The sequence below is a fragment of the Micromonospora sp. WMMD708 genome (assembly GCF_049315245.1).
Lineage (GTDB): Bacteria > Actinomycetota > Actinomycetes > Mycobacteriales > Micromonosporaceae > Micromonospora > Micromonospora wenchangensis.
This window is the reverse complement of the sequence record NZ_CP186060.1, coordinates 5816150-5835338: the sequence shown is the minus strand read 5'-3', so window position 1 is coordinate 5835338 and position 19189 is coordinate 5816150. Positions and strand designations below refer to the sequence as shown.

The 19189-nt window shown below is 74.7% G+C and carries 14 protein-coding genes and 2 pseudogenes; 6 read left to right on the top strand and 10 right to left on the bottom strand.

Going from position 1 to position 19189, the window contains the following annotated elements; translation table 11 throughout:
• Window positions 1–52: 52 nt before the first annotated feature.
• Entirely contained in the window at window positions 53–1129 is a 1077-nt protein-coding gene (locus ACN260_RS25615; protein WP_422753423.1) for an adenosine deaminase, read from the top strand.
• 1 nt (window position 1130) lies between these two features.
• On the opposite strand, the gene ACN260_RS25610 is transcribed toward ACN260_RS25615, so the two are convergent.
• Window positions 1131–1604 (bottom strand): ATP-binding protein, encoded by a 474-nt coding sequence (locus ACN260_RS25610; protein WP_422753422.1) that lies wholly within the window; start codon window positions 1602–1604, stop codon window positions 1131–1133.
• A gap of 322 nt (window positions 1605–1926) precedes the next feature.
• On the opposite strand from ACN260_RS25610, the gene ACN260_RS25605 reads away from it, so the two are divergent.
• From ACN260_RS25605 to ACN260_RS25590, 4 genes are all read left to right on the top strand, one after another.
• Window positions 1927–5586: a nitrate- and nitrite sensing domain-containing protein gene (locus tag ACN260_RS25605; protein WP_422753421.1), complete on the top strand. Its 3660-nt coding sequence runs from the start codon at window positions 1927–1929 to the stop codon at window positions 5584–5586.
• Window positions 5583–5987 carry a roadblock/LC7 domain-containing protein gene (locus tag ACN260_RS25600; RefSeq protein WP_067304724.1) on the top strand — a complete coding sequence of 135 codons (405 nt, stop codon included), beginning with the start codon at window positions 5583–5585 and terminating at the stop codon, window positions 5985–5987. Before ACN260_RS25605 ends, ACN260_RS25600 begins: the two co-directional genes overlap by 4 nt.
• Window positions 5988–6080: 93 nt before the next feature.
• Entirely contained in the window at window positions 6081–6458 is a 378-nt protein-coding gene (locus ACN260_RS25595; protein ID WP_088643989.1) for a DUF742 domain-containing protein, read from the top strand.
• 1 nt (window position 6459) lies between these two features.
• The gene (locus ACN260_RS25590) at window positions 6460–7053 is read left to right on the top strand and encodes a GTP-binding protein (RefSeq protein WP_088643912.1); all 594 of its coding nucleotides are present in this window, start codon (window positions 6460–6462) and stop codon (window positions 7051–7053) included.
• Between the two features lie 351 nt (window positions 7054–7404).
• Here ACN260_RS25590 and ACN260_RS25585 read toward each other — a convergent pair.
• From ACN260_RS25585 to ACN260_RS25575, 3 genes and pseudogenes are all read right to left on the bottom strand, one after another.
• Window positions 7405–7923, bottom strand: a pseudogene (locus ACN260_RS25585) (transposase); the annotation flags it as partial.
• An 842-nt stretch (window positions 7924–8765) separates the two neighbouring features.
• A pseudogene (locus tag ACN260_RS25580) lies at window positions 8766–9981 on the bottom strand (transposase); the annotation flags it as partial.
• Window positions 9982–10022: 41 nt separating this feature from the next.
• Window positions 10023–11069, bottom strand: coding sequence for a DNA primase (locus tag ACN260_RS25575; RefSeq protein ID WP_422753420.1), 1047 nt, complete (start codon window positions 11067–11069; stop codon window positions 10023–10025).
• A gap of 151 nt (window positions 11070–11220) precedes the next feature.
• Between ACN260_RS25575 and ACN260_RS25570 the strand changes: the two genes are divergently transcribed.
• A complete protein-coding gene (locus tag ACN260_RS25570; RefSeq protein WP_357765831.1) occupies window positions 11221–11562 on the top strand; it encodes a PadR family transcriptional regulator in 342 nt (113 codons plus the stop codon).
• Window positions 11563–11601: 39 nt separating this feature from the next.
• Here the strand turns inward: ACN260_RS25570 and ACN260_RS25565 are convergent, their stop codons facing one another.
• From ACN260_RS25565 to ACN260_RS25540, 6 genes are all read right to left on the bottom strand, one after another.
• Complete coding sequence (locus ACN260_RS25565) at window positions 11602–12270, bottom strand: permease prefix domain 1-containing protein (RefSeq protein WP_422753419.1); 669 nt, start codon at window positions 12268–12270, stop codon at window positions 11602–11604.
• Between the two features lie 89 nt (window positions 12271–12359).
• Window positions 12360–14237 (bottom strand): thiol reductant ABC exporter subunit CydC, encoded by a 1878-nt coding sequence (gene cydC / locus ACN260_RS25560; protein ID WP_422753418.1) that lies wholly within the window; start codon window positions 14235–14237, stop codon window positions 12360–12362.
• A complete protein-coding gene (gene cydD, locus ACN260_RS25555; RefSeq protein WP_422753417.1) occupies window positions 14234–15919 on the bottom strand; it encodes a thiol reductant ABC exporter subunit CydD in 1686 nt (561 codons plus the stop codon). The genes cydC and cydD overlap by 4 nt, the downstream gene beginning before the upstream one ends.
• Complete coding sequence (locus ACN260_RS25550; protein WP_422753416.1) at window positions 15916–16923, bottom strand: cytochrome d ubiquinol oxidase subunit II; 1008 nt, start codon at window positions 16921–16923, stop codon at window positions 15916–15918. Before ACN260_RS25550 ends, cydD begins: the two co-directional genes overlap by 4 nt.
• A gap of 12 nt (window positions 16924–16935) precedes the next feature.
• Window positions 16936–18186, bottom strand: coding sequence for a cytochrome ubiquinol oxidase subunit I (locus ACN260_RS25545; protein WP_422753415.1), 1251 nt, complete (start codon window positions 18184–18186; stop codon window positions 16936–16938).
• A 97-nt stretch (window positions 18187–18283) separates the two neighbouring features.
• Window positions 18284–19189 (bottom strand): M56 family metallopeptidase, encoded by a 906-nt coding sequence (locus ACN260_RS25540; protein WP_422753414.1) that lies wholly within the window; start codon window positions 19187–19189, stop codon window positions 18284–18286.

Sequence of the window (19189 nt, the reverse complement as noted above, 5' to 3'; positions counted from 1 at the left end):
CGGCGCGCGAGCCTGATCGCGGGCGGGCGGGGGGCGTGACTAGGGTCGGGGGATGGTCGCAATCCGATACGAGGACATCGTCAAGGTCCCGAAGGCGCTGCTGCACGATCATCTCGACGGCGGCCTGCGGCCGGCGACGGTCGTCGAGCTGGCCGCCGAGGTGGGGCACGAACTGCCGAGCACCGACCCCGACGCGCTCGGCCGGTGGTTCGCGGAGGCGGCGCACTCCGGTTCGCTGGAGCGCTACCTGGAGACGTTCGCGCACACCGTCGCGGTCATGCAGACGGCCCCGGCGTTGCGTCGGGTGGCCCGGGAGTGCGCGCTCGACCTGGCCGCCGACGGCGTGGTGTACGCCGAGGTCCGGTTCGCCCCAGAGCAACACCTGGAGCAGAACCTCACCCTGGACGAGGTGGTCGAGGCGGTCGTCGCCGGCTTCGTGGAGGGCAGTGCGGAGGCCGCTGCGGCGGGCACCCCGATCCGGGTCGGCACCCTGCTCACCGCGATGCGGCACGCCGCCCGGTCGCAGGAGATCGCCGAGCTGGCCGTCCGGCACCGCGACGCCGGGGTGGTGGGCTTCGACATCGCCGGTGCCGAGGCCGGGTTCCCGCCCACCCGGCACCTGGACGCCTTCGAGTACCTCCAGCGGGAGAACTTCCACTTCACCATCCACGCCGGTGAGGCGTTCGGGCTGCCGTCGATCTGGCAGGCGATCCAGTGGTGCGGGGCGGACCGGCTCGGCCACGGGGTGCGGATCGTCGACGACATCACCCCGGGCCCGGTGCCGACGCTCGGCCGGCTGGCGGCGTACGTGCGGGACAAGCGCATCCCGCTGGAGCTGTGCCCGTCGTCGAACGTGCAGACCGGGGCGGTGGCGTCGATCGCCGAGCACCCGATCGGGCTGCTGCGGGAGCTGCGGTTCCGGGTGACGGTGAACACCGACAACCGGCTGATGAGCGGCACCTCGATGTCGCGCGAGATGGCGCTGCTGGTGGAGAACTTCGGCTACGGCTGGAAGGAACTCCAGTGGTTCACGGTAAACGCGATGAAGAGCGCCTTCATCCCGTTCGACGAGCGGTTGGCGATCATCGACGAGGTGATCAAGCCGGCGTACGCGAAGCTGATCGGCTGACTCAGCGGTGCGGGTGGCCGGCGACCAGGTCGGCCACCCGGCGCAGGAACTCCCGTGCGTGGGCCGCCTCGGCGCCGAGGCCGGTCTGCCGACGCAGCACCGCCGGTTCGGCGCGCAGCAGCGCCAGCCCGCGCCGGATCAGCACCCTCGGTGCCTTGCGCTGTTCGGACAGGTCCCGGGTCAGCCGCCGGACGAAGGTCGCCCCGCGCGGCCGGCGCAGCGCGTACGCCCCGGCGAGCAGCCCCCGGCGGCGGCATTCGGCGACGATCTCGGCGGCGAAAATCCCTTCGGCGATGAAGAGTGGCGATCCGGTCACCTCGAATGGCCGGGTGGCCACCCGTCGATCCGCACCGATCGCATAGACCGGCACATCGGCCCGGCCCTGCTGGGCCAGTCGGGCAATTGTCTCCACCGCCGTTCCCGCGTCCCACGACTCGGGCGCGTCCCAGTCGACCAGTCCGTTCTGTCGCGGCAACGTAGGGTCATCACCGTTCTTGTAGAAGTCGTCCAGGCAGAGCACGGGAAGGCCGGTTCGTTGCGCTATGTACGACTTTCCGGACCCGGAGGGGCCGGCGAGGAGCACGACGCGGTGGCGATATTCCATTACTTTGGGTAACTCCGGAAAGACGGATTGCGATCAAATTGCATCAACATCTCATCACACCTCCGGCGACCGACAACCTGGGCTTTCTCTTTCAGGGGAGGCGTGATGGAATCTCGGAGGTCCGACCCGCCGGGTCGGCCGCTGGGCGTTGCCCGTGGCAACGCGGAGACGCTGTAATCGCGAGGGCGGTGACGTGAGCAAACGGCCAACGACGGCGAACTCCTTCCTGTCGCGTCTGCGTCGGCCGGCCGGCCGGCTCCGCGACATGCCGATCTGGTCCAAGCTCGGGCTGATCATGATCGTGCCGACCATCGCCACGGTCGTCGTGGGCACCAGCGGGCTGGTGGACCACCTGCAGACGCTCAACAACGCCAACCGGGCCGGTGACCTGGCCAACCTGGTGGGTTACTCGGGCGACCTCGTCAACACCCTCCAGGACGAGCGGACCAACGCCGTCCTCCTGCTCGGGTCGCCCAAGGGGCAGGCCCGCGCCCAATACCAGGAGGCGTACAACCGGGTCAACCAGCGGGTCGACCAGTCCAAGGCGCCGTACTCGCAGCAGCGTGCCGAGATCGAGGGTCTGCCGGCCAGCCTGGAGACGCAGCTCGACCGGATCGACAGCGACCTGACCGAGATGCCCGGCATCCGCAGCCAGGTCTACAACGGCAAGCTGCGGCTCAGCGAGGCGGTCAGCCGGTACACCGGCCTGATCAACAACCTGATCACCATCCGTGACTCGGCCACCCAGCTCGCCGGCGACAACGACCTCAGCGACCAGATGCGCGCCGCCGCCGCGATGGCCCGCGCCAAGGAGTACGCCTCCGTCCGCCGGATCGCGGTGCACCAGGTGCTGCTCCAGAAGGCGTACACCCCGGCCCTGCGCGAGCTGTACATCTCCAGCAACACCGGTGAGCAGCAGGCCCTGCAGAGCTTCCAGGCCGTGGCGAGCCGCGCCGAACGCGAGTTCCAGGACCAGACCGTCTCCGGCTCCGACCGGCGGCAGGCCGACATCTACGCCGGTCAGGTCAGCGCGCTCAACAGCGACAAGCTCGACGGCATCACCTTCAGCACCGACCAGTGGGACGCGGCCATGGTCGCGTACGCCCAGCTCAACCGGGCCGTCGAGGTGCGCCTCGACAGCGACGTGGTGGCCAAGGCCGACGAGCTGCGCTCCGACGTGCAGCGTCAGGTCTTCCTGGAGACCGGCCTGCTGCTGAGCATGCTGCTGCTGGCGATCCTCTTCGCCTACCTGGTCGCCCGGTCGATGGCCCGCTCCCTGCGGGAGCTGCGCCAGGGCGCCCTGTCCATCGCCCAGTTCGGCCTGCCGCAGGCCGTGGCCCGGCTGCGCGACCCGCAGTTCACCGGCCAACAGTCCCCGGACCAGCTGGCCAACCAGATCGCCGAGCCGCTGCCGGTCCGCAGCCGCGACGAGTTCGGCCAGGTGACCGAGGCGTTCAACGCCGTCCACCTGGAGGCCGTCCGGACGGCCGCCGAGCAGGCTGCGCTCCGCTCGTCGGTCGCGACGATGTTCGTCAACCTCGCCCGTCGCTCGCAGATCCTGGTCGACCGGCTGATCGGCCACCTCGACCGGCTGGAGCGCGGCGAGGAGGACCCCGACCGCCTGGCCGAGTTGTTCCAGCTCGACCACCTGGCCACCCGGATGCGCCGCAACGACGAGAACCTGCTGGTTCTCGCCGGTGCCGACTCGACCCGCGTGCAGCGCGAACCGGCCGCCCTGATCGACGTGCTGCGCGCCGCCCAGTCCGAGGTCGAGCACTACACCCGGATCGAGTTCGGGGTCATCGACCGGGACATCGAGGTCTCCGCGCATGCGGTCAACGACCTGGTCCACCTGGTCGCCGAGCTGTTCGACAACGCGACCGCGTTCTCCCCGCCGGACTCCCAGGTGATGGTCGAGGCCCGTCGGGTCGGCGACCGCGCGTCGCTCTACGTGGAGGACCGGGGCATCGGCATCAGCGCCGAGCAGCTGACCGACCTCAACGAGCGGCTCGCCAAGCCACCCCAGGTCGACGTGGCCGTCTCCCGGATGATGGGCCTGGTCGTGGTGGCCCGGCTGGCGTCCCGGCACGGCGTCAAGGTCGAGCTGCGGCCCGGCAGCGACCGGGGCACCGTGGCCGAGGTCGTCCTACCCACGTCGGTGCTGGTACCCCGTGCGCTCAGCGGCCGGGCCCCCGGCACGCCGGGCCTGCCGGCCGGCGGCCCACAGTTCGGGGGCGGGTCCGCCCCGGCGTTCGGTGGCGCCGCCCCGGCCTTCGGCGGCCCGGGTGCCGCGCCGGCCTTCGGCGGTGCCGGCACCCCACCGGCCTTCGGCGCGCTTCCCGCCCTCGGTAACGGCCAACCGCCGTCCCCCCGGTCGGGCGACTCCGGAAACCAGGTCACCCTCGGCGGTCGGCCTTTCGACCCGGCACCGCGCAACGGCTCGGCCGCCCCCGCCAACGGCGGGCGCGCAATGCCCGCCTGGTCCGACCTCACCGGGGCCAGCGGGATCAACGGTGGCGACGGCTTCACCAACCCACGGGCCACCAACGGGCACGCGACCGACCCGCTGCCGCAGCGGCGGAGCACCGACGACCCGGACAGCACGGGCCAGCACCCGGTCATCCCGCGCCAGCTGCCGAGCAGCCCCGAGGCCCGGCCGTACAGCTCCCCGCCGGTGCCGTCGGTACCGCCGGTGTCGGCCCCGCCGCTGCCGCCCGCGTACCCGGTCGCCCCGGTGTCCGGCCAACCCGTCTCGGGCCAGCCGGTCTCCGGTTACCCGGTGTCCGGTCAGCCGGTCTCGGGTCAGCCCGTCTCGGGTCAGCCGGTGTCCGGTTACCCGGTGTCGGGCCAGCCCGCCCCGGGCTACCCGGTGTCGGCGTCCCCGTACGCCGGTCAGCCGGGCCCGGTCGCGCCGGTCTCCGGGTCGCCCACCGGTCCGCTGCCGTCCCGGCCCACCTCGGGCGGGGCCGCGCCGGGTGCCGCCGCCCCGCCGGCCTGGCCGCCGGTTGCGAACCCGGACCGGGACACGGCCACCCCGCCGGTTCCCGAACGGCTCGCCGCCGCGCTGGACATGACCACCGAGCTGCCCCGGGTGCCCCGCTCCGAGCCGGCGGCCCCGGTCACGCGGCAGCCCGCTCCGCCGGTACGGGCCGCCCAGACGACGCCGGCCAACCGCCCGTCGGCACCGCAGCAGGTTCCCCAGCAGCGGTACGCGGACGAGACGATGGAGCTGCCGATCTTTCGGGAGCTGGAGTCGGCCTGGTTCCGCACCCGTAAGCCCGGCCCCGAGGACGCGGCCGGTGCCAAGCAGGCGGCCAACGGCACGACGGCCACCCACGCGGCCGTCGACACCGCGGGTCACCCGGCCCAGTACACCGCACCAGGGACGACAGGTAGCGCACCGATGGCAGACACCGCGCCGGCCGGGGGCGTGCCGCGTGACAACGGGTCGACAGTGAACGGCGGCGGGTTCCCCGGTCCGGGCGAGGGCCCGGCGAACCGGCGTTCCGCCGCGCAGCCCGCCGGCTGGCAGACCGCCGCCGACGAGGGCTGGCGGGCCGCGGTGGCAGCGACCGAAGCACCGGTGGCCGGCACCACCCAGACCGGTCTGCCGAAGCGGACGCCGATGGCGCAGCTCGTGCCGGGGGCGATCGAGAAGCCGGCCACGTCGGTGCAGCGGCGGACGCCGGAAGCGGTCAGGGGTCTGCTCTCGGCCTACCATCGAGGTGTGCAACGCGGCCGGACCACCTCGGACAACCCCACCAACCCGGACGCGACTCCGGGCGGGCAGCAATCCTCGTCGTCTGGCTCCGGCCTGGCGGGCGGGAGCGGGCAGAAGGAGCATGAACGATGACAACTACGCAGGATCTGGGTTGGCTGCTGGCCAACTTCGCCGACCGGGTGCCGGGTGTCGCGCACGCGGTCGCGGTCTCCGCCGACGGCCTGCTCCTCGCTTCGTCGCGTGACCTGCCCCGGGACCGGGCCGACCAGCTGGCCGCGATCGCGTCCGGCCTGGTCAGCCTGACCCAGGGCGCGGCCCGCTGCTTCGAGGGCGGCGCGGTGTTGCAGACCGTCGTCGAGATGGACAACGGTTTCCTGTTCCTGATGTCCATCTCGGACGGGTCGTCGTTCGCCGTCCTGGCCGCGCGCAGCTGCGACGTCGGTCAGGTCGGATACGAGATGGCGCTGCTGGTCGACCGGGTGGGCGACGCGCTCACCCCGCAGGCCCGTACGGCTGTCGGGATGATGGGCTGACCGGGCTGACCGCCTGGTCGGCACGGGACGACAAGAACGACGGGTTCCACCGGGTGAGAGCCGGTGCCGGGGACGAAGGAGGTGAGCGGCGACATGGTCGATCGTGACGAACCGACAGGTGCGTTGGTCCGACCGTACGCCGTGACCCGTGGTCGTACCCGTCCCCGGCTCGACATCGCCCTGGAGGCGCTCGTCGAGACGACGGTGCGCGGTCGCGCTGCTGCCGGTGGCAACGGCGGTCAGGGCCGGGAGCACCAGTACATCGCCGCGCTGTGTGACGGACGTGTGCAGTCGCTCGCCGAGATCGCGGCGCGGATGCAGCTTCCGCTCGGCGTGGCCCGGGTGCTCATCGCCGACATGGCGACGGACGGCCTGGTCGCGGTCCACGAGCCGACCATCTTGGACGACTCGGACGACGCGGTGGGCACTGAACTGCTGGAGAGGGTGCTGAGTGGACTTCGCAGGCTCTGACATGTCGCAGCGGCCGCCTGCCCCGAACGGGCGCGTGACGTCGGCGAAGATCGTTATCGCCGGTGGGTTCGGCGTCGGCAAGACGACGCTGGTCGGCTCGGTCTCGGAGATCACGCCGCTGACCACCGAGGCCATCATGACCTCTGCCGGTGTGGGCGTCGACGACACCCGGCAGGTGCCGGGCAAGACGACGACCACCGTGGCGATGGACTTCGGCCGTATCTCGATCGACCGGGATCTGATCCTGTACCTGTTCGGTACGCCCGGTCAGACGCGGTTCTGGTTCATGTGGGACGAACTGGTCCGGGGTGCCATCGGCGCCGTGGTGCTGGTCGACACCCGCCGGTTGGCCGACTGCTTCGCGGCGATCGACTTCTTCGAGCACCGGCGGCTGCCGTACCTGGTGGCGATCAACTGCTTCGACGGGATGCAGTACCACGACCCGCAGGACGTCCGGGACGCGTTGGCGATCTCGACCGACGTGCCGGTGGTCGCCTGCGACGCCCGTAACCGGGAGTCGACCAAGCACGTGCTGATCTCGTTGGTCGAGTACGTGCTGACCATGCGCCGTTCGCGCGCGGTCGCGCCGGCCTGACCGACCCCGTACGCGCCCGGTGGCGGCTCCGGCCGCGACCGGGCGCGTCCGTGTTTCCCGATCCGGTACGCCGAGAGCCGGCCGGCTGCCCTACGCCGCCGTGCCCCGCGCGGCTGGCGGCCCGCGCGTCACGAGAGGCAGGTCCCCGGTGGTCGTGTCCGCATGGCGTGGAGATGCCTGGGCGCGGGCGCAGAAGTCTGGTGTCCCAGCCGGTACGCCGGCTCTGCGGGCCGCTGGGCGGGTCGGCGGCCGGAGAGGTCAACACGGGGGTAGGGCGGTGCGGTTCGGCCCGTACAACGGCACTGGCCCGACCGGATGAACCGGTCGGGCCAGCGGTGAGCCGTCAGAGGGTCAGGACCGGTAGCCGGCGGAGCGGAACTCGTACTCCCGATCGTCGTCCCGCTCGGTCGGGTCGCGGCTGAAGTCCCAGCCGCCGGCCGCCTCCCGGCCGGGTCGGCCGCCGACGGCGAAACCGCCGATCTCCTGGCCGCGACGCCAACCACGGAAGTAGCCGGTGGTGTTCTCGGCGAGGCTCGCCGCGTCCCGGACGATCCGCAGCGGACGCTCCTCGCGCAGCGGCGACCCGGGCACCAGGTTGGCCTGTGGCACCCGCTTGGGCAGCCCGGCGGAGGTCTCCGCGCCGACGGCCGGCTGCGCCACCTTCTCGGCGGCCTGCCAACCGGTGTCGGCGGTGGACGACCACTCCAGGTCGCTCTCGTCGCCGTGCCCGACGAACCAGGCGGACTTCGCCTGGGCGAAGATCAGCAGGTCGCCGTCGCCTTCGTCGGAGACCGGCGGCGGGCGGTGCTCCATCGGGGCGGGGCGGCGTTCGGTCGGTTCCGGCCGCCGCTCCAGGGCCGGCCGGTCGCCGCGTGCCGGTCGCTCGACCCGGTCGAGAAGCTCCGGCCGTTCCGCACGGTCGAGCCGTTCGGGGCGGTCGGCGGGCCGGTCCAGCCGACCGGGACGATCGGCCCGGGTGGGGCGGTCCAGCTGCTCTGCCCGGTCGCTGCGGTGGGGTCGTCCGGACCGGCCGGCCTCGTCCCGGTCCACCAGCCGCAGCGGCGGGGTGTCCAGGTGCGGGTCGGCGGGGGCGTCCATCCCGTCCCGCAGGGCCCGGTCGGCCAGCGGCGGCGGCTCCACCAGCCGCAACATCGGCGGCTCCTGCGGCAGGTCGTCGGCGAGCCACGGCGGGGTGATGCGTCGGCCGGCACCGGCGTCGGTGGGCGCGTCGGCCGACCGGCCGCCCCGCTCGCCGTACGCCGGCACGACCGGGTTGTTGGCGGAGCTGTCGGCCGGGTCCTCCGGGTTGTTGACCAGCGGCCAGTTCGCCCGCGACCCGGGCGGTGCGGTGGGCTGCTCCGGCTCGGGCCGCCCGACCGGCACCGGGACGTTCAGGTCGGTGGCGCTGAATCCGCCGGTGGGGGTGGAGAGCGCACCGGCGGTCTTCGGCCGGGGCGGGATCACGGTGCGCTGCCGCTCGGCGCGGGCGTTGTTGATCGCGGCGGTGGTCAGCGTCGGCCGGAACGGCTCACCGGCCTCGGCAGGCGGCACGGTGCCACGCTGTGCCGGGGCGATCGGGGTGATCCCCGGGGGAGGCGGCGGCGGGGCCGAGACCGGCCGGTTCGTCGGGGCGTCCATCCCGCGACGGATCGGCGGGATCATGGTGGTCGGCGCGTCCGACCCGCGGTGGGCCGCCGGCATGCCCTGGTCGGTGCGCGCGGGCGGCACCGAGGTCGGCAGACCGGCCGCGGCGGCAGGGGTGACCGGTGCCGGGGCCACCGGCGGCGGCGTGATCGGGGCGGGTGCCACCGGCGGCGGGCCGAGCGGTCGGGGCGCGGCCGGCATGCCGCTGCCCGGGACCGGCTCGGGACGGCTACGACGACCGGTCGGTACCGGTGGCGTCGGCTCGGCGGGCCGGACCGGACGCAGCCCGGGACCGGTGCCGCTGATCCCGGTCAGCTCGGCGACCTGCTCGCCCCGACGGGCGGCGGCGCGGCGACCGGGCAACGGGCTCGGGGCGCTGACCCGGGTGGCGAGCGCACCCACCAGGGCGTCGCAGCCGGCGTCGCAGGCGCGCACCGCGGCGACCGACTGCCGGACGGTCTCGGCGACGGCGGAGGTGAGCGCCCGGTTGACGGTCGCCCGGCGCGGGGTCTCGGAGACGGCCACCCGCAGCGCGGTGACCGCCGCCTCGATCTCCCCGGCCTCGGCGACCCCGTCGGCGGTGAGCCGTGCGGTGACCGCCTCGGCGGCCACCGACATGTCCCGGCCCCGGGCCGACGTGCCGGTGAGCATGTTCGGCTCGGGCAACGCGTCGAGGACGGCCAGCGCCACCGGCTCGGCCGGATCCGGGTAGGCCCGCAGGGCCGCCGGATAGAGCTCGCGGAGCACCTCGCGCAGGGCCACGGCGGCGGAGTGCCGGCCGCTGGACAGTGCGGCGTGGGCGGAGAGGACCTGCTTGAAACCGGCCAGGTCCCGGGGTGCCGGCAGGGTGACCGCGGAGAGCGCGCCGGCCTGGAGGGCGCGGGCCAGGCCCACCGCCCGCCGCTCGGCCGGCGCGGACTGCATCTCCTCCAGGGAGTCGTCGTCGGCGAACCGCTCGGCGAAGTCGTCGACCGAGTCGTCGTCGGCGATCGCGAGTGGACGGCCGGCCGCGCTCAGCAGTGAGGTGACCGCGTGGTCGTCGCTGTCGGCCGCGATCGCCACCCCGCTCGGCCCGCCCGACCGCTCCACGAACAGCGTGACGAGCCGGGCGTAACCGGCCGCGTCGTCGCTGATCTCGTGGACATGCAGCAGACGGCCTGCGTCGTCGACCACGGCGGACGTCAGCGTCGATCCGGCCGAGGCCGGTCGGTCGGCCGGATCTGCCGAGGCCAGACCGCAGTACACGCGCACGAGCGCCAAGGCGTCGTCCTCCTCCCGGGACACCGGTCTATTCACTGCCAGCCACTGATGCTCCCCGCTCGGGGTCAGTCGCGCCAGTCCACGACGGCAGAGATCTTGCCGACAATGGTGCGCCATCCCAAGCTTGCGGTCTGGGCCCCGATTTTTTTCAGCCGCCTACGGCCGAGAAAACCACCGACTCCGCCGTTGACAGAAGCGCGCAGCGCCTCGTCGAGGTCGTCCAGGCTGGAACCGGCCGAGAGCATGTCCAGCACGGCGGGTAGCCGCAGCGCGTACGACAGGTCGCGGGCGACCTCGCCGGCCTCGATGAGGAGGGTGGGATCCCACGTGTCGTGCCCGCCGCGCAGGTTCTCCACGACCAGGTCGAGCTCGTAGGTGTCCTCGTCGCGGGGGGCGATGTCGGCGGGCTCCACCCGTTCGGACAGTTCATTCCAACCGTCCAGTTGGGACATGTCGTTGGGTGCGCCGGAACGGATGAAGCTGACCAACGACTCGGGCGTCTTGAACAGCAGCAGCCGGCCCTTGTGGCTCAGGAAGACCGGCACCTCCTCGTCGCCCTCGGCGTCGGCTTCCTCGTCGTCGCCGTCGGTGTCCGTGTCGTCGTCGGTGGCGTCGGCGTCCGGGTCGACGGTGTCGGTGTCGGTGTCCGCGTCGGCGGTGTCGCGCTTGCGATCGGCCCGCTTGCCGTCGCCCTCGGCCTTGGCGTCCGCCTCGTCGTCCTCGGCCGTGAGGGCCGCGAACTCCTCGTCGAGGATGATCACCTCGTCGTCGTCCTCGGCTTCGACGACCTGACGCCGGGCCAGGAAGGGGTCGTCCTCGTCGCGCTCGACGACGTCCGTCGGGGTCAGCTCGCGTGCCGGCCGGTACGCCCGGAGCGTGAAGCCGGTGCCGGCGGGCAGGGCGATCTCGACCGGATCGATGTTCAGCTCGTCCCAGAGCGAGCGGTCGACCGGGCCGGGCTCCACGTCGGGCCCGGCCGGCCCATCGGTGTCGCCGAGCTCGGGTTCGTCGGCGTCGGGCCGTTGGGGCGACTGGCGGGCCACGCTGACCTCCGTGTGCGTCGGGTTTACCCACCCGGCGGCCGCGCGGTCGCCGAGTGACTCTGGGCACATACCCTAATGGGCGTCCCTGCGTCGGCGGACCCCGCACCCCGGCGGCGCCGCGAACCCGCACCTCGACGGCACTGCGAACCCGCACCTCGACGGCGCTCGGTGGACGTGTCCCGCTGGCGGTCCGGCGGGCCGACAAGTAGCGTAACTACACATGAAGGCCCAGGCGTTGCACGGTCACCTCGACGCCCTGCTGCTGGCCGTGCTCGAGCAGGGGGAGCTGCACGGTTACGCCGTCATCGAGGCACTGCGCGTCCGCAGCGACGGTCAGCTCGACCTGCCGACCGGCACCATCTATCCCGCGCTGCGTCGGCTGGAGCGGGCCGGCCACGTGGCCAGCTCCTGGAGCACCGTCAACGGTCGGGAGCGGCGTACCTACCGGCTCACCGACTCCGGCCGGGCATCGCTGGCCGGCGAACGGGCCGGCTGGCGCGAGTTCAGCGCGACCGTCGGTCGGTTCCTCGACCCCGCCGCCCCACCCCCGGCCCCGGCCTGACCCCGGGCCGGCCGGTGGGTCGCCGCCGGCCATGCGCCGTCAACGGGCGGCCACCAGCCACAGCCTGGTGGCCCGGAAGAGCGTGAAGTAGGCGGCGCCGGCCAGCACCGAACCGATGATCATCGGCGGCCAGGTCAGGGCCGCGTCCCACAGCCCGACCGACCAGGCGAACAGCGCCACCCCGGCGACCGCGCCGACGACCAGCGCGCCGGCCAGCCCGAGCCCGAGCAGCCGCCCGGCCGGCGCGGTGGCCCGGCCCCGCCGTGCCGCCCACCGCCCGCCCAGCAGGGCCGCCAGCGCCAACCCGGCCACGACCAGCCAGATCCCGTTCATCGAGGCGGCGAGCACCTGGTAGCCCGGCGGCGGGGGCGGCCCGCCGCTCCAGCTCGACCCCCGCCAGGTCAGGTCGCCGCCGAGGGTCAGCACCACGGCGATCAGCAGCGCCCGCCGGGACAGCCCACGTAACGCCCCGGCGGCCAGTTCCGCCTGGTACGCCGGGGCCAGGTCGGCAGGCGTCCCGAAGTCGGCCACGGCCCGCCGCTCGGCCTCAGGCGCCGGCAGCCCCCGCTCCCGGTACGCCTCGGTGGCGTCGTCAAGCGCGTCCCGTACCTCGCGGAGCAGCTCCGCCCGCAGCCGCGCCGGACCCCGCAGCCGGGACCCCAGATCCCGTAGCCGCTCGTCGATCCCCGTCCCGTCGCAGGCACGCATGGCCCCACCCTGTCACGTGCCGGTGCGCCCGCGCGTCGGGGAGATCCCCGGACCCGCGCTCCGGGGCCGGCCCCGGATGCTGCGCCGGATCAGGGCGTCAGGGCCAGGTAGCCGCGCTCGGCGGCCGCCTGGAGCAGCCACTGGTCCCGGTACCAGCCGGGGGTGGCGACCAGGTCGGTGTGCCGCCCCCGCTGGACGACCCGCCCGGCGTCGAGCACCACGATCTCGTCCAGCCCGGCCAGGCCGCTGAGCCGGTGGGTGATCACCAGCACCGTGCGTCCGGCGGGGGTGGCCGCCAGCGTTCCGGCGAGCACCGCGTCGGCGGCGACCGGGTCGAGCCCCTCGGTCGGCTCGTCCAGCACCAGCACGCCGGGCGCGGCGAGCAGTGCCCGGGCCAGCGCGAGCCGCTGCCGCTGCCCACCGGAGAGCTGGCCGCCCTCCTCGCCGACCACGGTGTCCCAGCCGTCCGGTTGCTCCCGTACCCAGTCCAGCAGGCCGGCGGCGCGGGTCGCGTCGACCAGTTCCGCCTCGTCCGCGTCCGGCCGGCCGAGCAGCAGGTTCTCCCGGACCGAGGCGTGGAACACGTACGCCTCGGCGAGCAGGCCACCGACCGCCCGGGGCAACGCCTCGGGCGGGTAGGTCGAGACGTCCCGGCCGGCGAGGGTGACCCGGCCGGCGTCGGGTCGTACCGCCCCGGTCAGCACGGCGGCCAGGGTGCTCTTGCCCGCGCCGCTCGGCCCGACCACCGCGATCCGGCGTCCGGCGGGCAGGTCGAGGTCGAACCCGGCCAGCGCGGGCGCGGCCCCCTCCCGGTACCGGACGACGACCCCCTCGAACCGCACGTCGAGCCCCGTCGTGGTCGCGTCCACCGGGACACCGTCCGCCGCGTCGGTGGCGGGTTCCGGCGTCGGCCGTCGCCGACCGGGCCCGGCCCCGGGGTCGCCGTCGGCGTCGGCGGTGGGGGCGTCGTCGAGCAGGGCGGCCACCCGGGCCAGGCCGGCACGGAGTTGGGTGTGCTGACGGGCCGCGCCCACCAGCGCCAACGCGATCTCCACCGCGGCCAGGGTGCCGACGGCGAGCACCCCCACCAGCACCCCGGACACGTCGGCGCGGAGCGCGGCGAGCACCACCCCGGCGGCGGTCAGCCCGGCCACCAGCACCCCGGCCGCGTCCACCGCGAACCCGGTCGCGGCGAGCCGGCGCTCCAGCCGGGCCAACCGGTCGGCGCGCCTGGTCGCGGTCCGCAGCGCCTGCTCGGTGGCCCCGAAGGCGGCCAGGTCGGCGGCACCGTGGGTGAGGTCGACGGCGTCGGTGGCGAGCGCGCCGCGCAGCGGCGCGACCTCGTCGGCGGCCCGGCGGGTCAGCGCGGTGGCCAGCACCGGCAGTGCCACCCCGGCGACCAGCAACCCGACCGCGAGCACCCCGGCGGCGGGCAGCGAGACCAGCGCGGCCCCGCCGACGGCCAGCACCCCGACCAGGGCGGCCGCCGCCCCGGGCACGAGCACCCGCAGCAGCAGGTCCTGCACCGCCTCGACGTCGGAGACCAGCCGGCTCAGGGCGTCCCCGCTGCGCTGGCCGGCCGGACCGGAACGGGCGGCGAGGCTGGCGAAGACCCGGGCCCGGACGTCGGTGATCATGCGGAGCACGGCGTCGTGACCGGCGAGCCGTTCGGTGTAGCGCAGTACGCCCCGGCTGACGGCCAGTGCCCGGACGGCGACGATGGCGACGGTGAGCCGGTCCAGCGGTGGCTGGCCGGCGGCGCTCATCAGCAGCCAGGTGGCGGTGGCCATCAGGGCCAGCCCGGCGAGTTCGGTGGCCGACGCGAGCAGCCCGGCCCCGACCAGCCGGCCCAGGTACGGCCTGGCCAGCCGCAGCACCACCCGCTCGGGCCGCGCGGCGGGGGCGGGCCGGGTGCGCACGGTCGGGCCTCCCGCGCCGGGATCGGGGGTGGCCGGGCGGGCGCTCACCGGCCGGCCTCCGCGGTCGGGGTCAGCTCGGTGACCCGGCCGGCGTCGACGTGCAGCACCCGGTCGGCGTCGGCCAGCAGGGCCGGCCGGTGCGCCACCAGCAGGGCGGTGCGCCCGGCGACCAGCCGCCGGGTGGCGTCCAGGACGGTCGTCTCGCTCGCCGTGTCCAGCCGGGCCGTCGGCTCGTCGAGCAGCACCAGCGGGGCGTCCCGGAGGAAGGCGCGGGCCAGGGCGACCCGCTGCCGCTGGCCGCTGGACAGCCCGTGGCCGCGCTCGCCGAGCAGGGTGCCCAGCCCGTCGGGCAGGGCCGTCACCACCTCGTCCAGCGCGGCGTCGGTGACCGCGCGGGCCAGGTCGACGTCGGGGGTGTCGGGCGCGCCGAGCCGGATGTTGTCGGCGAGCGTGGCGGCGAACAGGTGGGCGCGCTGCGGCACCCAGGCGATCTGCCGCCGCCAGTCGTCGGGGTCGACCCCGGCGAGGTCGACCCCGGCCACGGTGATCCGGCCGGCGGTCGGGGTGACGAAGCCGAGCAGCAGGCCGAGCAGGGTGCTCTTGCCGGCGCCGCTCGGCCCGACGACGGCGATCCGTTCGCCGGGCCGGATGGTGAGCGTGACGTCCCGCAGGGCGGTGGTCCGCTCGTAGGCGACGGTGACGCCGGAGAGGACGATCTCGCCGTCGCCGGACGGTGTCCGGGCGCGGCCGGTGGCAGCCGGGCCGCCACCGACCGGGCCGGCCGGTACGGCGGAGACGGTCAGTGCCTCGTCCAGCGCCGTCAGCCCCTCCATGCTGGCGTGGAACCGGCTGCCGGCGGCCCGCAACGGCAGGTACGCCTCCGGGGTGAGCAGCAGCACCAGCAGCGCGGTGGCCAGGGTGATCCCGCCGTCGAGCAGCCGGATGCCGACCGGCACCGCGACCAGCGCCACCGACAGGGTGGCCACCAGCTCCAGCACCAGCGCGGAGAGGAAGGCGATCCGCAGCGTCCCCATGGTGGCCACGCGGTGCCCGTCGGCCATCCGGCGGACCACCCCGGTCTGCGCCCGGGCCCGGCCGAACGCCCGCAGGGTGGGCAGCCCGGCGACCATGTCGAGGAAGTGCCCGCCGAGCATCGACAGCCGCCGCCACTGCCGTTCGGTGGCGGCCTGCGCCTGCCAGCCGAGCAGCGCGCCGAAGACCGGGATCAGCGGGAGGGTCAGCACGATGATCAGGGCCGAACTCCAGTCGGCGAAGACCAGCCGGGCCAGCACGGCGGCGGGCACGGTGACGCTGAGCACGAGCTGGGGGAGGTAGCCGGTGAAGTAGGCGTCCAGGGCGTCGAGGCCGCGCCCGGTGAGGGTGGCGAGCTGCCCGGCCCGCTGCCCGGCGACCCAGCCGGGCCCGTGCCGGCCGACGGCGGCGAGCAGGTCGGCGCGCAGCGTCGCCTTGACGGTGGCGGCGGCCCGCGCGGCGACGGTGCCCTGCCCCCAGGTGACCAGGGCCCGGCCGCCGACGGCGGCGACGAAGCCGGCCAGCGCGCCGGTGTCCAGCCGGCCGCCGATGGCGGTGGCGAGCACCGTGGCCAGGGCGGTGGCCTGCCCGACGACCAGCAGCGCGGTGAGCCCGCCGAGGGCCGCGAGCACGGCGAGGTCGCGCCGGGCCGCGGGGACCCGGCGCAGCAGACGCGGGTCGAAGGGACGGCGGTTCACCAGTACACCGGTGCCCTGCCGTCGGTCCGTCCCCGGAACACCCACCAGCACATCGCCTGGAAGCCTAGTAGGGCCGGCAGGAGGGGCAGCAGCAGCCAGCCCAGCAGCTGCAACGTCGGCCCGCTGGCCGCCGCCCCGGTGACGGTCACCGTCGCCGCCGGGTCGACCGTGGAGACCAGCGCCGCCGGCCAGCGGGCCGCGCCGACGAGGGCCACCGGTAGCGCGAGGGTCGCGCCGGTGGCGGCCAGGGCCACCCCGGGCCGACCCCGGCGCAGCGCCGCGCGGGCCGCCAGCAGCGCCCCGACCAGCGCCACCACCAGCAGTACGGCGGGCAGCGGCTGGTGGGTCGCCGCGCGTACCCGGTCGGAGAGCAGGCCCAGCGCGGTGGCCGTGGCGACCGCGGCGAGCGCCCCGACGAGCAGCCGGCGGGCCAGCCGGGCGGTGGCCGGTGCGTCGGCGGCCGGCAGGCGCAGGGTGAGGAACGTCGCACCGTGCGCGGCGGCCAGGGTGAGCAGGGCGAGCCCGGTGGCGGCGACGAACGGGGTGGCCAGGTGGGTCTGCCCGGTGACGTGGCCGGTGGCGTCGATCGGCAGGCCCTGGAGCAGCCCGGCGAGCAGGGCGCCCCAGCCGAACGTGGCCAGCGCGCTGCCGGCGACGATCACCCGGTCCCAGCCCCGGCGGGCGGCCGGGGCGGTCGGCCGGCTGCGCAGCTGCACCCCGACGGTGACCAGGATCACCCCGACCAGCGCACCGGCGACGGCGGGGTAGTGGCCGGAGAGGAGTTCGCCCTCCAGGGTGGGGAACGCGCCGAAGAGGATGCCGACGGCGGCCACCAGCCACACCTCGTTGCCGAGGAGGAACGGGCCGAGCGCGGTGAGCCGGGCGCGGTGGGCGGCCGGGGTGTCGCACCGGGCGAGCAGCAGACCCACCCCGTAGTCGTAGCCGGCGAGGACGAGGTAGCCGGCGAAGAGGAGGCCGAGCAGGGCGTACCAGAGCAGGGGCATCGGTGGGTCCTGTCAGACGAAGGCGGGGGTGGGCCGGAGCGCGTCGTCGGGCGTGCCGGGCGGGCGGCCGAGCGCCGGGTCGACCGCGCCCCGGGCGGCGTGCCGGGCGAGCAGCGTCCAGTTGGTGACGGCGAGCGCGCCGAGCAGCAGGCTGAAGCCGATCAGCGAGGTGAGCATCAGGCCCGGGTCGACGCGGGAGACGGCCTGGTCGGTGGGGAGCAGCCCGTACGCGGCCCAGGGCTGCCGGCCGACCTCCCGGGCGAGCCAGCCGAGGATCACCCCGACGAGCGGCAGCGGCAGGGCGATCAGGACGAGCCAGAGCGGGAACCGCAGCCGGATCACCAGGTCCCGCCAGAGCAGCGGCAGCAGCAGCCAGACGCAGCCCAGGGTGAACCCGATGAGGATCATGAAGCCGAGCCCGACGTTGGACAGCACCGGTGGGGTGTAGTCACCGGGGCCGAACCGGGTGGTCCACTCGGCGATCCGGGCGTCGGCGGCCGGGCCGGCGTCGAACTTGGTGGGTTGCAGCTCGCCGACCGGCCCGAACTGGGCGAAGCCGAACCCCTGTACCAGGCTGACCGACAGGGCGGCGGTGACCAGCCCGATCCGCAGCGCGGTGCGGTGCAGGGCGACGTCGGCGGTCCGCCGGATCAGGTGCCAGGCGCTGACCGAGGCCATCAGCATGCCACCGGTGAGCAGGCTGGCGGCGACCACGTGGCCCAGCGCCATGCCGAGGGTGGGGTTGGTGAGCAGCGCCCCGAAGTCGGTCAGGTGGGCGACCCCGTCGTCCACCCGGTAGCCGACCGGGTGCTGGAGCCAGGCGTTCGCCACCATGATCCAGAAGGCCGAGGCGTACGCGGTGAGCGCGACCCCCCAGAGCAGCGCCAGGTGTACGCCGCGGCGCAGTCGGTGCCAGCCGAAGATCCACATGCCGAGGAACGTCGACTCCAGGAAGAACGCGACGAGCGTCTCGATCGCCAGCGGGGCCCCGAAGACGTTGCCGACGTAGCGCGACAGCCCGCTCCAGTTCAGTCCGAACTGGAACTCCAGCACGAGGCCGCTGGCGATGCCGAGCACGTAGTTGATCACGTAGAGCTGGCCCCAGAACCGGGTCAGCCGCTCCCACCTCGGGTCCCCGGTCAGCACCCAGGTGGTCTGGAGGCCGACCAGCAGGGTGACCAGGCCGAGGGTGACCGCCACGAAGAGGAAGTGGATCGAGGTGGTGGTGGCGAACTGGAGGCGCGCGAGGAGCAGCGTGTCCATGGACCTCTCCGGAGGTAGTCCCGCTTGTCGTAGCGATGCTACACGTAGCTTGCCTACCTATAGGTGCGTGCGGAACCGTCGCCCGGTCAGCGGGGCCTCAGCTCAGGAACAGCGAGATCGGCAGAGCGGCCAGGGTGGTCGTCACCGCCAGCGCGGCGGCCCCCAGCAGCCGGGGCGGCCGGTCCGCGACCAGCAGCCGCTGCACCCGCACGTCGAGGTCCCGGTCACCGAGACCGAGCGTGCCGGCCGGGGCGATCCGGTGCCCGGCGGCGGCGAACCGGCGCAGCGCACCCGCCAGCGGAGCCTCCGCGTGCAGCGCCCGGGCCTTGTCGTCGGCCCGCATCTCGACCAGCAGGGCAACCCACTCGTGGGCGGCACCGACCCAGCGGAACCACGGCAGCGCCCGGCGCAACGCGGTGAACGGCAACAGCACCAGGTCGTGCCGCTCCTGGGCATGCGCCCGCTCGTGGGCGAGCACCGCCGCCAACTCGGCCCGGTCCAGCAGGCTGAGGGTGCCGGCACTGACCACCACCCGGGGCCGCACCCCGGGCAGGCAGTACGCGGCCGCGCCGGGATGGTCGAGCACCAGCGCGCCGGGGATCGCCGGGTCCCGGCGGGCGACCAGGGTGAGCAGGTCCCGGTGCCGGCGCTGGGCCCGCACCGTGGAGTGCACGCTGCGGACGGTGGTGCCGAGCAGCACCGCACCGATGCCGAAACCGACCCCCACCAGGCCCAGGTGGACGGCGGTCACCCCGGCCGGCAGGGTGCCGTGGGTCAGGTCGTCGGCGAGGGCCAGCAGCGCCCCGCCGGTCGGCCGGTCGTACGCGACCAACCCCAGCGCCATCGGCAGGCCCATCGCGGACAGGCCGAGCGCCAGGCCGACCGCCTGCCAGCAGACGATCGCGACCCGGGGGGCCCGCCACGTCCAGGTGGCGCGGGCCAGCACCTGGGCGGTCAGCCAGCAGGCCAGGACCGCCCCGGCGAAGTGCACGGCGTACGCCAC